Here is a 12,516-nt window from a genome sequence, read left to right as displayed (position 1 = left end):
TCAGTGACCCATGCCCAATCCGCCGTCGACGGGAATGACGGCTCCGGTGATGTACGCGGCCTCGTCCGAACCGAGGAACCGCACGGTGTTGGCGACCTCGGCGGGCGTCGCGTAGCGGCCGAGCGGCACACCGGCGACGATCTCCGCGCGGCGCTCGTCGCTGAGCACTGCGGTCATGTCGGTGTCGACGAAGCCGGGGGCGACCACGTTGACGGTGATGTTGCGCGGGCCGAGCTCGCGCGCCAGCGAACGGGCGAAGCCCACCAGGCCGGACTTGGACGCGGCGTAGTTCGCCTGGCCCGGCGAGCCGGACAGGCCGACCACCGAGGAGATCAGCACAACACGGCCGGTGCGGGCGCGCATCATCAGCTTGGAGGCGCGCTTCACCACCCGGAACGCGCCGGTCAGGTTGGTGTCCACGACGGAGGTGAAGTCCTCCTCCGACATGCGCAGCAGCAGCGTGTCGTTGGTGATGCCCGCGTTCGCGACCAGCACCTGCACCGCGCCGTGCTTCTCCTCGATCTCGGTGAAGGCGGCGTCCACCTGCGCGGTGTCCGTGATGTCACAGCGCACGGCGAGGACGTCGTACTTCTCCAGCGCCTCGGGCACCTCGCCCGAACGGCTGGTGATGGCGACCTTGTCGCCCGCCTCGGCGAAGGCCAGGGCGATCGCGAGGCCGATGCCCCGGTTTCCTCCGGTGACGAGAACCGAGCGGCTCAACGATCCACCTCTCTCCGTATCGGCGCGTGCGACGGAAATGCGCACGCAGTGTGACGCTATCGGTCGGCCCGCAGCTGCGACGAATCGGGCTCCCACAGCTCAGTACCGGTGGAACTGTCGCAATCCGACAACCCGGGTCCGGACGATCGTGGCACCCTCGGACGGGAACAACACGCACGGGCGTGCCCGTTGCCCCGGTGGTGCGCGACGAAGCGGGGTCGGCCGCACCGCCCTGTGGACACGTCCCGAAGACGAGCGAAGACGAGCGAAGGCAGAGCACGGATGAGCGAGGCACAGCCCGGTACCACCCACCGGCGCGGACGACTGCTGGCCCTGGCCGCCCTGGCGGCCGGCGCGGGGGCCGCCGCCTGGTCGCTGCGCGACCTGCCGGCGGCGTTCGGGCGCAGGCCGGACGGCGAGCGGGAGGAGCGGGTCCGCGACTCTCCGCAGTACCGCGACGGAGTGTTCCACAACGCGCCCTCCACGCTGGCCCGGGCCAATCCCACCCCGGACTTCGACCGGGACACCGTGCGCCGGATGCTGTTCCGGCGCGAGGGCCGGGTGCCCGCCCACCCGGTGCCGACCGTCCGCCCGGCCGGCGGTCCGCGCCCGGCCGCCGAGGGCGTGGAGATCACCTGGTACGGCCACGCCTCCGCGCTGGTCGAGATCGAGGGCTCCCGGGTGCTGCTCGACCCGGTCTGGAGCGACCGCTGCTCCCCCTCCGCGCACGTCGGCCCCCGCCGACTGCACCCGGTGCCGGTGGAGCTGGAGGAGCTTCCGCAGGTCGACGCCGTGCTGATCTCGCACGACCACTACGACCACCTCGACATGGCGACGGTCAGGCGCCTGGTGCGCAGCCAGTCCGCGCCCTTCGCGGTGCCGCTCGGCATCGGCGGGCACCTGCGCCGCTGGGGCGTCCCGGAGCACCGGATCATCGAGCTCGACTGGGACGAGACCTGCACCCTCGGCGAGCTGGTGCTCACCCTGACCTCCGCGCACCACTTCTCCGGCCGCGGCCTGACCCGCAACACCACCCTGTGGGGCTCCTGGGTGATAGCCGGCCCGACCCGCAGGGTCTTCTACACGGGGGACTCCGGCTACTTCGAGGGCTACGAGCGGATCGGCGCGCAGCACGGCCCGTTCGACGCCGCGCTGGTGCAGATCGGCGCGTACGACGCGGCCTGGGCGGACATCCACATGACGCCGGAGGACGCCGTCCGCGCCCACCTCGACCTGAACGCGGGCCTGTTGGTGCCGGTCCACTGGTGCACCTTCAACCTGGGCCTGCACCCGTGGGCCGAGCCGATCGAGCGGCTGCTCGCCGAGGCCAAGGCGCAGGCCGTGCCGCTCGCGGTGCCGCGGCCGGGCGAGCGGGTGGACGTCGACAGTCCGCCGGAGCTGGACGGCTGGTGGGAGACCGTCGCCTGACGCCTCCCCGGACCGCGTGTCACCTGGGAAATGCGCTGGCCGAAAGCCCCTGGACGGGAAATGATGCGGTGCGGGGCCCCTGTGCGGGGCGCCCGCACCACCCGCTCGTCCCGCGACCAGGGAGCCCGCTTGCCTCCGATGCCCCCGGCGACCACCGCCCGCGCCCCGCGCGGGCGCGCCGTCGACCCGCTGTTCCTCGCCTATCCGCTGCGCACGCTGGCCGACGCGGCGCTCACCCGGGCCCGGGAACTCGGCGCCTCCCACGCCGACTTCCGGCTGGAGCGGGTCCGCAGCGCCTCCTGGCGGCTGCGCGACGCCCGCCCGGCCGGCACCTCCGACAGCCTTCAGCTCGGCTTCGCCGTCCGGGTGCTGCTCGACGGCGCCTGGGGCTTCGCGGCCGGGGTGGACCTCACCGCGGACGCGGCGGCGCGGGTCGCCGAGCAGGCCGTCGCGGTGGCCCGGATGTCCGGCGGGATCAGCCGGGCGGCCGGGTCGAGGGAGCACGTCGAGCTGGCCGCCGAGCCGGTGTACCCGGACGCCACCTGGGTCTCCGCGTACGAGGTCAACCCCTTCGAGGTGCCGGACGCCGAGAAGACGGCCCTGCTCGCCGACTGGAGCACCCGGCTGCTGCGCGCCGGAGGCGTCTCGCACGTCCAGGCCACCCTGCTGACGGTCCAGGAGAACAAGTTCTACGCGGACACCTCCGGCACCGTCACCACCCAGCAGCGGATCCGGCTGCACCCCGTCCTGGAGGCCACCTCGGTCGACGAGCGCACCGGCGCCTTCGACTCGATGCGCACCCTGGCCCCGCCGGTCGGCCGCGGCTACGAGTACCTGACCGGCAGCGGCTGGGACTGGGACGCCGAGCTGGCCGAACTGCCCGTCCTGCTGGCCGAGAAGATGAAGGCGCCGAGCGTCGAGGCCGGCCGCTACGACCTCGTCGTCGACCCGTCCAACCTCTGGCTGACCATCCACGAGTCGATCGGCCACGCCACCGAGCTGGACCGCGCGCTCGGCTACGAGGCCGCCTACGCGGGCACCTCCTTCGCCACCTTCGACAGGCTGGGCTCGCTTAAGTACGGCTCCGAGCTGATGCACGTCACCGGCGACCGCACCGCCGAGCACGGCCTGTCCACCATCGGCTACGACGACGAGGGCGTCGCCACCCAGTCCTGGGACCTCGTCAGGGACGGTGTCCTGGTCGGCTACCAGCTGGACCGCGGGATGGCCGCGCTGAAGGGCTTCGACCGCTCCAACGGCTGCGCCTTCGCCGACTCCCCCGACCACGTCCCGGTGCAGCGGATGGCCAACGTCTCGCTGCAGCCCGCCGCCGGCGGCCCCGACACCGAGGGCCTGTTCGCGGGCGTGGAGAAGGGCCTGTACATCGTCGGCGACCGCTCCTGGTCGATCGACATGCAGCGCTACAACTTCCAGTTCACCGGCCAGCGCGCGTACGCCATCAGGAACGGCGAACTCGCCGGCCAGGTCAAGGACTTCGCCTACCAGGCCACCACCACCGACTTCTGGGGCTCGATGGCGGCCGTCGGCGGCCCGCAGACCTACGTCCTCGGCGGCGCCTTCAACTGCGGCAAGGCGCAGCCCGGCCAGGTCGCGGCGGTCAGCCACGGCTGCCCCTCGGCGCTGTTCCGCAACGTCAACGTGCTCAACACCCAGCAGGAGGCGGGTCACTGATGGCCTCGATGCAGCCCCACGAACTCGTCGAGCTGGCGCTCGGCCTCTCCCGCGCGGACGGCTGCGTGGTGATCGCCGACGAGGAGTCGACCGCCAACCTGCGCTGGGCGGGCAACTCCCTGACCACCAACGGCGTCACCCGCGGCCGCCGGCTGACGGTGATCGCCACGGTCGCCGGCGGCGAGGGCACCGCCTCCGGCGTGGTCTCCCGCGAGGCCGTCACCACCGACGAGGTGGAGGGCCTGGTCCGGGCCGCCGAGGACGCCGCCCGGTCGGCCGGACCGGCCGAGGACGCCCAGCCGCTGATCGCCGACCGGCCGTCCTCGCCCGCCTTCACCGAGCCGCCCGCCGAGACCTCCGTCGAGGTGTTCGCCGCCTTCGCGCCCGCCCTCGGCGAGGCCTTCGCCCGGGCCGCCGCGCAGGGCGAGCTGCTGTACGGCTTCGCCCGGCACGAGGTGGTCTCCAGCTACCTGGGGACGTCCACCGGCCTGCGGCTGCGCCACGACCAGCCGACCGGCACGCTCGACCTCAACGCCAAGACGGCCGACCTGTCCGGCTCGGCCTGGGTCGGCGCGAGCACCCGCGACTTCACCGATGTGGACGTCAGCGCGCTGCACGCCGACGCCACCCGGCGCCTCGGCTGGGGCACCCGCAGGATCGACCTGCCGGCCGGCCGCTACGAGACGCTGCTGCCGCCCGCGGCCGTCGCCGACCTCATGGTCTACCTGAGCTGGTCCAGCGGCGGCCGGGACGCGGCCGAGGGCCGGACGGTGTTCTCCAAGCCCGGCGGGGGCACCCGGATCGGCGACAAGCTCACGGCGCTGCCGCTGACGCTGCGCTCCGACCCGGCCGAGCCCGGCCTGGAGGCGGCGCCGTTCGTGCTGGCGCACTCCACCGGCGGGGACAGCTCGGTCTTCGACAACGGCCTGGAGCTGTCCGCCACCGAGTGGATCCGGGACGGCGCGCTGACCGAGCTGATCACCACCCGGCACTCCGCCGGGCTCACCGGCCTGTCGCTGCGCCCGGCCGTCGACAACCTCGTCCTGGAGACGGCCGACCAGGCCGCCGCGCCGACCCTGGACGAGATGATCGCCCGCACCGAGCGCGGTCTGCTGCTCACCTGCCTCTGGTACATCCGCGAGGTGGACCCGGCCACGCTGCTGCTCACCGGCCTCACCCGGGACGGCGTGTACCTGGTGGAGAACGGCGAGGTGGTCGGCGCGGTGAACAACTTCCGGTTCAACGAGTCCCCGGTCGACCTGCTCGGCCGGATCACCGAGGTGGGCCGCACCGAGCGCTGCCTGCCGCGCGAGTGGAGCGACTGGTTCACCCGGACGGCGATGCCGCCGGTGCGGGTCGCGGACTTCAACATGAGTTCGGTCAGCCAGGCCTCGTAGCGGGGCCTGCCAGGGGGAATCGAGAGAGCGTGGACGAGAAGCGCACGGTCAGGACCAGCAAGATGCTCTCCCGCATCCTGCGGCACGACCCCGGCCGGGTCGGGATCGCCCTGGACGCGGCGGGCTGGGTCCGGGTGGACGTCCTGCTCGCCGCGCTGGCGGCGCAGGGCGGCCGGCTGACCAGGGCCGAGCTGGACCACGTGGTGGCGACCAACAACAAGCGCCGGTTCGCCTACTCCGAGGACGGTCTCTCGATCCGCGCCAGCCAGGGGCACACGGTGGCGGTCGACCTCGGTCTGGCCGCCGCCGAGCCCCCGGCGGTGCTGTTCCACGGCACCGCCACCCGGAACCTGGACGCGATATTCCGCGAGGGCCTGCGGCCGATGGCCCGGCAGGACGTCCACCTCTCCGCGGACACCGGGACGGCCGAGCGGGTGGGCTCCCGACACGGCCGCCCGGTGGTCCTGACGGTGGACGCCGCCGCGATGGCCGCGGCCGGGCACGAGTTCCGGATCAGCGCCAACGGCGTCTGGCTCACCGACGCCGTCCCGCCGGAGTACCTCGCTCAGCCCTGAGTGCCGTGTCCCGCCCGACCCGGTCTCGTCGGCGCCCGTCGCGCGGCGTACCGTGAGGAGGCCGCGCGGCGAGGCGCGGGTGCTGGGACGAGGGCGGTAGGACATGGGCAAGAGCGCCAGCGGTGGGCAGGTCCACCGGATCACGGGGGCACGCAGCAGCCTCTCCGAGGATGTCCGGGGGCGACAGCGCCGCTATGTGGTCTCGATGCTGGCCCGCACCCTCTGCGTCCTGCTCGCGGTGGTGCTGTGGGACGTCCAGCGGGTGCTGGCCTTCGCCGCCCTCGGGGGCGCGGTGCTGCTGCCGTACTTCGCGGTGCTGATCGCCAACGCGGGGCGGGAGCGGGCTCCGGGGCTGCCGAGCACCTTCGACATGCCGCCGGACGTTCCACTGATGCTCGGCCCCGGCGGTACGGGCGGGGCGGGCGCGGCGCCCGGTGCCGGTGAGGCGAAGGCCTCGGCCACCGATTCTTCACAGAGCTCAAGCTGACTGTCTGCTTTGCAGTGGTTTCATGCGATCTGGCTAGCAGAAAGCTCAAAAGAAGCTCAGATTAATCATGCAAGACCTCCCCAAACGCGGGTCCGACCGTGACATACTGCGTACGCGCTCCGCATCCCCCGTCGGAGCGACGGACCGACGCCGGGCGGCTCCCCCCGTGGCTGCCCGGCGTCGCCATGCCCGGATCCGGGCGAGGCCCGGGCGCGTGCAAGACTGGCGGTGCAGACCACCCGCCAACGTTCGAGGACGGCCCGATGGACTCCCCGCAGACCCCGATGTGCTCCGCCAAGGGCTGCCGGGCGGACGCCCGATGGGTGCTGGTCTGGAACAACCCCAAGCTGCACACCCCCGACCGCCGCAAGACCTGGGCGGCCTGTGAGGAGCACCGGGAGCACCTGTCGCAGTTCCTCGGGGTGCGCGGCTTCCTCAAGGAGGTCGTCGCCCTCGCCGACTGGACCCCCGACACCGAGGCCTCCTAGCCGCGAGGCCTCGCAACCGCCCGAGCCCCAACCGCCCGAGCCCTAGCCCTAGCCGCCGATCGCCGACATCGGCCGCTCGGGCTGGAGGAACTCCGGGTCGTCGATTCCGGCCCCGGCCTTCTTGCCCCACATCGCCGCCCGCCACAGCCCGGCGATCTCGGCGTCGCTGCCGCCCGAGCGCAGCGCCGTCCGCAGGTCCGTCTCACCGGTGGCGAACAGGCAGTTGCGGACCTGGCCGTCGGCGGTCAGCCGGGTGCGGTCGCAGGCGCGGCAGAACGGGCGGGTGACGGAGGCGATCACGCCGACCACCGCCGGCCCGCCGTCCACCAGCCAGCGCTCGGCGGGCGCCGCACCCCGGCGGGCCGAGGGCTCGGGGGTGAGCGCGAACCGGGTGGCGAGCCGCTCCAGGATCTCCTCGGCGGTGATCATCGAGGAGCGGTCCCAGCCGTGCTGGGCGTCCAGCGGCATCTGCTCGATGAACCGCAGCTCGTACCCGTGCTCCAGGCACCAGGCGAGCAGGTCGGGCGCCTCGTGGTCGTTGACCCCGCGCATCAGGACGGCGTTCAGCTTGACCGGCGCCAGTCCGGCGGCCTCGGCCGCGGCCAGCCCGTCGAGCACGTCCTGGTGGCGCCGGCGGCGGGTGAGGGTGTGGAAGGTGTCCGGGTCGAGGGTGTCCAGCGAGACGTTGACCCGGTCCAGCCCCGCGGTGCGCAGTGCCTCGGCGGTGCGCGTGAGGCCGATCCCGTTGGTGGTGAGCGACAGCTCCGGGCGCGGTTCGAGTTCGGAGCAGGCCGCGACCACGGCGACCAGCCCGGGCCGCAGCAGCGGCTCCCCGCCGGTGAAGCGGACCTCGCGCACGCCCAGGTCGCGGACGGCGATCGAGACCAGCCGGACGATCTCCTCGTCGGTCAGCAGATCCGGTCTGGCCAGCCACTGCAGGCCCTCCTCGGGCATGCAGTAGGTGCAGCGCAGGTTGCACCGGTCGGTGAGGGAGACCCGCAGGTCCACCGCCTGCCGGCCGAAGGTGTCGAGGAGCACGGCGGTTCCTTCCCGAAAGACGCGGCCGGCCCGGCCACCGTCACGGCGGGGCCGGGCCAGCTTAGCTACTGCCCTGAGGTCAGTGGGCGCCCAGTCCGGTCAGCGAGCGGACCTCCAGTTCAGCGTACTTCGCCGGGTCGGCCGGATCCTTGGACAGCAGGGTGGCGATCCAGCCCGCCAGGAAGCCCACCGGGATCGAGACCAGGCCGGGGTTCTCCAGCGGGAACCAGTGGAAGTCCGCATGCGGGAAGAGCGAGTTCTTGCCGCCCGAGACGACCGGCGAGAAGGCCACCAGCACCACCGAGCTGATCAGGCCGGCGTAGACCGCGCTGACCGCGCCGACGGTGGTGAACCGCTTCCAGAACAGCGAGTAGAGCAGGGTGGGCAGGTTGGCGGAGGCGGCCACCGCGAAGGCCAGGGCGACCAGCGCGGCGGTGTTGAGCTTGCCCGCGAACAGGCTGAGCACGATCGCGACCGCGCCGATCGCGACGGCGGCCCACTTCGCCGAGCGCACCTCCTCCTTCTCGCTGGCCCGGCCGCGCCGGATGACGTTGGCGTACAGGTCATGGGCGAAGGAGGCCGACGAGGCCAGGGTCAGCCCGGCCACCACGGCGAGGATGGTGGCGAAGGCCACGGCGGAGATCACCGCCAGCAGGATCGCGCCCCCGGTGGTGCCCGCGCCGCCGCCGAGCTGTTCGGCGAGCAGCGGGGCGGCGGTGTTGCCGGAGGACTTGGTGTCCTCGATCGCCTTGTGGCCGACGATGGCCGCGGCGCCGAACCCGAGCGCCAGGGTCATCAGGTAGAAGCCGCCGATGATGCCGATCGCCCAGAGCACCGACTTCCGGGCCGCCTTGGCGGTGGGCACGGTGTAGAAGCGGACCAGGATGTGCGGCAGTCCGGCTGTGCCGAGGACCAGCGCGATCCCGAGGCTGATGAAGTCGAGTTTGCTGGTGCCGCTGGCGCCGTACTTCAGCCCCGGTTCGAGGAACGCGGCGCCCTTCCCGCTGGCGTCGGCGGCGGCGCCCAGCAGCGCGGAGGGGTTGAAGTGGTACTTGGCGAGGACCAGGACGGTCATCAGTGCGGTGCCCGCGATCAGCAGCACGGCCTTGACGATCTGCACCCAGGTGGTGCCCTTCATTCCCCCTATCACCACGTAGACCACCATCAGCGCGCCGACCGCGACGATGGTCAGCCGCTTGGCGCCGTCACCGCTGACGCCGAGCAGGAGGGCCACCAGCGTCCCGGCGCCGACCATCTGGGCGAGCAGGTAGAAGATCGACACCACGATGGTGGAGACACCGGCGGCGGTGCGCACCGGGCGCTGGCGCATCCGGAAGGCGAGCACGTCGGCCATCGTGTACCGGCCGGAGTTGCGCAGCGGCTCGGCGACCAGCAGCAGCGCGACCAGCCAGGCGACCAGGAAGCCGATCGAGTACAGGAAGCCGTCGTAGCCGGAGAGCGCGATGGCCCCGGCGATGCCGAGGAAGGACGCGGCGGACATGTAGTCGCCGGAGATGGCCAGGCCGTTCTGGAAGCCGGTGAAACTGCGCCCGCCGGCGTAGAAGTCGGCGGCGTCCTTGGTCTGCCGCCCGGCCCAGACGGTGATGGCCAGGGTGGCGAGGACGAAGAACCCGAACAGGCTCATCGTCAGGCCGCGGTGCTCGGTGGCGGAGCTGGCGAGCAGGGTCATTCGGCGGCCTCCCGGGGGGCGTGGACCACGGCGCCCTGGCGTTCGCGGATCACAGCGGCGGGCGGGTCGAGCCGCCGGTCCGCGTAGCGCGCGTACCAGGCCGCGATGGCGAAGGTGGTGGCGAACTGCAGCAGCCCCAGCACCAGGGCGACGTTGACGTGCCCGACCACCTTGGTTCCCATCAGGCCCGGGGCGTAGCTGGAGAGCAGGATGTAGAGCAGGTACCAGAGCACGAAGCCGATGGTGACGGGGAAGGCGAAGTTGCGGAACGAGCTCCGCAGCGTTCGGAACTCCTCGCCCTCCTCGATGAGTTGCACTTCCGTAGGGCCAGTGGTGATCGACGGCGATTCCACTCTGTCTCCTCACTCCTTCGGCGTAGCGGTCGCACCAGGGGAACGACCGGACGTGAGCGGCGTCACAGTCCGGATGCGCGCCGCGCAATGCTAGGAGTGCCGCGCCCGCCCCGGAAGGGGTTGACCGCGACCAGCCAGCCGTTCACCCCCTCGCAGTAGTCAATTGGCTGAAATCAGACCATTCCGGCGAGCTGCGGGGCATCCGAACGACCCCCTGCGGGGCCTCGGTTCCCAGTGACCACCTCCTGCCACTCATGTGATCGTCACGAGTTCGGACTTCCGATCGGGCGCCCGATTCACACTCCGTCGGCCCGCCGGTTTCCGGACAACGAGACCGGGCCGAAATCGTCACCCCGGGGCTGCGCCCACAACGGCAGCGGCCCGTGCCACCCCGGGAGGGGGTGGCACGGGCCGCTGCCGCTACCGCGGGCGGGTCAGAACGCGATGCGGACCTTCAGGGCCGAGCGGTCGTCCATCGCACGGTAGCCGTCCGGGACGCCGTCCAGGCCGACCGTGCGGTCGAACACCAGGCCGGGCTCGATGGCACCGGACAGGACGTCGGGGAGCAACTCGGGGATGTAGGCACGGGCCGGGGCGACGCCGCCCCGGAGCGAGACGTTCCGGCCGAACATCTGGCCGATGTCCACGCCCGCACTGCCGCCGTGCGGGACGCCGACGTAGCCGACCGCGCCGCCGTCGCGGGCGATCGAGACGGCGGTGCGCATCGACTCCTCGGTGCCGACGGCCTCCAGCACGGCGTGCGCGCCCTGGCCGCCGGTCAGCTCCTTCACCGCCTCGATCGCGGCCTCGCCGCGCTCGGCGACCACGTCGGTGGCGCCGAAACGGCGGGCCAGGTCGGTGCGGGCGGTGTGCCGGCCGAGCGCGATGATCCGGCCCGCGCCGAGGCGGTGCGCGGCCAGCACGCCGCACAGGCCCACCGCGCCGTCGCCGACCACCGCGACGGTGGCACCCGGGCGGACGCCCGCGGTGACGGCCGCGTGGTGGCCGGTGGCCATCACGTCGGAGAGCGCGAGCAGGTTGGTCAGCAGCTTCTCGTCCCCAGCCGCCTCCTTGGGCAGCCGGACGAGCGTGCCGTCGGCGAACGGGACGCGCACCGCCTCGCCCTGGCCGCCGTCCGAGCCGACCTGGCCCCAGAAGCCGCCGTGCGGGCAGGAGGTCTGCAGGCCTTCGAGACAGAAGTCACAGGTGCCGTCCGACCAGACGAAGGGCGCGACCACCAGGTCGCCCGGCTTGAAGTCGCGGACCTCGGACCCGGCCTCCTCGACCACGCCGAGGAACTCGTGGCCGATCCGCTGGCCGGCCTCGCGGGCCGCCACACCCCGGTACGCCCACAGGTCGCTACCGCAGATGCAGGCGTTCACCACCCGGACCACGACGTCCGTCGGATGCTGGATCACCGGGTCCGGTACGTCCTCGATCCGGATGTCGTTGGGGCCGTGGATCACGGTGGCGCGCATGGGGGTTCGTCCTTCGGGGAGACGGCCGCCCGAGGGGTGGGGGGCGGCCGGGGGATATTCGACTGGATGTACGACGAATACGTCGACCACTCTATTCCGGCCCGCCCAGTCGAACATTTCGACCGGGAGAGGTCCCCGCGGCGCTTATTCTGTTTGACCATGCATGCGATCCAGCCCGAGACGTACGGCGCACCGCGGACCGTCCCCGTCCCGGCCCAGCGCTCCACCTCCCCCGCCGAGGGGTTCGCCGTGGTGGACGTCGAGACCACCGGCCTCGGCCGCTCGGACCGTGTCATCTCGGCGGGTGTCTACCAGTTGGACGCCGACGGCGAGGTCACCGACCACTGGTACACCCTGGTCAACCCCGAGCGGGACCCGGGCCCGGTCTGGATCCACGGCCTGACCGACGAGGTGCTGTCCGGCGCGCCGACCTTCCCGCAGATCGCCGAGGACCTCGCCGAGCGGCTGCAGGGCCGGGTGATGGTCGCGCACAACGCGCTCTTCGACTGGAACATGATCTCCCGCGAGTTCTCCCGGGCCGGCCTGCGCGCCCCGGTGGACCAGCGGCTGTGCACCATGGTGCTCTCCCGCGACCTGCGGCTCCCGCTGCCCAACGGCAAGCTGTCCACGCTCGCCGCCTACTTCGGGGTCCAGCAGCGCCGGGCGCACAACGCGCTGGACGACGCCCGGGTGCTCGCCGAGGCGTTCCGCCCCAGCCTGCACCTGGCCCGCCAGGGGGGCGTCCCGCTGCCGCTGCAGACCTGCGTCGCCGTCACCGACCTCGGCGAGGACGAGCCCGCCTCGCCCGCCCGCAGCTCCTGGACCGGCTCCTCCTACCGCCAGGCGAAGAAGCGCCCGCCGTGCCCGTACCCGAACCCCGGGCGCTGGGAGGACGGCAAGCCGCTGGTCCAGGGCATGCGGGTGGCGTTCACCGGCGACACCGCGACCGACCGCGAGGTGCTGGAGGACCGCACGGTGGAGGCCGGACTGCACATCGCCGGGTCGGTGAGCCGGCTCACCAGCCTGCTGGTGACCAACGAACCGGGCAGCTGGAGCGGCAAGGCCCGCCGGGCCCGCGAGGTCGGCACCCCCGTGGTCGGCGAGGACGCCTTCCTCCAACTGCTGCGCGAGGTCGCCCCGCACCCCGGTGCGTGATCCCGTTGTGAGGTG

12 protein-coding genes are annotated in these 12,516 nt (G+C 72.7%); 7 read left to right on the top strand and 5 right to left on the bottom strand.

Features of this window, described 5'->3' with window-relative positions; all coding sequences use genetic code 11:
• Window positions 1–720, bottom strand: coding sequence for a 3-oxoacyl-[acyl-carrier-protein] reductase (gene fabG, locus ACGFZP_RS23655; protein WP_392936260.1), 720 nt, complete (start codon window positions 718–720; stop codon window positions 1–3).
• Between the two features lie 282 nt (window positions 721–1,002).
• Between fabG and ACGFZP_RS23650 the strand changes: the two genes are divergently transcribed.
• The 6 genes from ACGFZP_RS23650 to ACGFZP_RS23625 all read left to right on the top strand — a co-directional run bounded on the left by ACGFZP_RS23650 (window position 1,003) and on the right by ACGFZP_RS23625 (window position 6,787).
• A complete protein-coding gene (locus ACGFZP_RS23650) occupies window positions 1,003–2,148 on the top strand; it encodes an MBL fold metallo-hydrolase (RefSeq protein WP_392936257.1) in 1,146 nt (381 codons plus the stop codon).
• 138 nt (window positions 2,149–2,286) lie between these two features.
• Window positions 2,287–3,840 carry a TldD/PmbA family protein gene (locus ACGFZP_RS23645; RefSeq protein WP_392936352.1) on the top strand — a complete coding sequence of 518 codons (1,554 nt, stop codon included), beginning with the start codon at window positions 2,287–2,289 and terminating at the stop codon, window positions 3,838–3,840.
• Window positions 3,840–5,237: a metallopeptidase TldD-related protein gene (locus ACGFZP_RS23640; protein WP_392936254.1), complete on the top strand. Its 1,398-nt coding sequence runs from the start codon at window positions 3,840–3,842 to the stop codon at window positions 5,235–5,237. The genes ACGFZP_RS23645 and ACGFZP_RS23640 overlap by 1 nt, the downstream gene beginning before the upstream one ends.
• A 29-nt stretch (window positions 5,238–5,266) precedes the next feature.
• Window positions 5,267–5,812, top strand: a complete 546-nt coding sequence (locus ACGFZP_RS23635) for an RNA 2'-phosphotransferase (protein WP_392936251.1) — start codon at window positions 5,267–5,269, stop codon at window positions 5,810–5,812.
• A gap of 103 nt (window positions 5,813–5,915) precedes the next feature.
• Window positions 5,916–6,299: a DUF3099 domain-containing protein gene (locus ACGFZP_RS23630; protein ID WP_392936248.1), complete on the top strand. Its 384-nt coding sequence runs from the start codon at window positions 5,916–5,918 to the stop codon at window positions 6,297–6,299.
• Window positions 6,300–6,562: 263 nt separating this feature from the next.
• Window positions 6,563–6,787, top strand: a complete 225-nt coding sequence (locus ACGFZP_RS23625) for a hypothetical protein (protein ID WP_392936246.1) — start codon at window positions 6,563–6,565, stop codon at window positions 6,785–6,787.
• Window positions 6,788–6,835: 48 nt separating this feature from the next.
• On the opposite strand, the gene moaA is transcribed toward ACGFZP_RS23625, so the two are convergent.
• From moaA to ACGFZP_RS23605, 4 genes are all read right to left on the bottom strand, one after another.
• Window positions 6,836–7,825, bottom strand: coding sequence for a GTP 3',8-cyclase MoaA (gene moaA / locus ACGFZP_RS23620; protein ID WP_392936243.1), 990 nt, complete (start codon window positions 7,823–7,825; stop codon window positions 6,836–6,838).
• A 79-nt stretch (window positions 7,826–7,904) separates the two neighbouring features.
• Complete coding sequence (locus ACGFZP_RS23615) at window positions 7,905–9,515, bottom strand: cation acetate symporter (protein ID WP_392936241.1); 1,611 nt, start codon at window positions 9,513–9,515, stop codon at window positions 7,905–7,907.
• Complete coding sequence (locus ACGFZP_RS23610) at window positions 9,512–9,832, bottom strand: DUF485 domain-containing protein (RefSeq protein ID WP_387941382.1); 321 nt, start codon at window positions 9,830–9,832, stop codon at window positions 9,512–9,514. The genes ACGFZP_RS23615 and ACGFZP_RS23610 overlap by 4 nt, the downstream gene beginning before the upstream one ends.
• A gap of 470 nt (window positions 9,833–10,302) precedes the next feature.
• The gene (locus ACGFZP_RS23605; protein WP_392936238.1) at window positions 10,303–11,346 is read right to left on the bottom strand and encodes a zinc-dependent alcohol dehydrogenase family protein; all 1,044 of its coding nucleotides are present in this window, start codon (window positions 11,344–11,346) and stop codon (window positions 10,303–10,305) included.
• Window positions 11,347–11,505: 159 nt separating this feature from the next.
• On the opposite strand from ACGFZP_RS23605, the gene ACGFZP_RS23600 reads away from it, so the two are divergent.
• The gene (locus tag ACGFZP_RS23600) at window positions 11,506–12,501 is read left to right on the top strand and encodes a DEDDh family exonuclease (RefSeq protein WP_392936235.1); all 996 of its coding nucleotides are present in this window, start codon (window positions 11,506–11,508) and stop codon (window positions 12,499–12,501) included.
• The last annotated feature ends 15 nt before the right edge of the window (window positions 12,502–12,516 follow it).

Source organism: Kitasatospora sp. NPDC048239, from assembly GCF_043202015.1.
Lineage (GTDB): Bacteria > Actinomycetota > Actinomycetes > Streptomycetales > Streptomycetaceae > Kitasatospora.
Note: the sequence above shows the minus strand (reverse complement) of the source record. Positions and strands in the feature narration are given on the sequence as shown.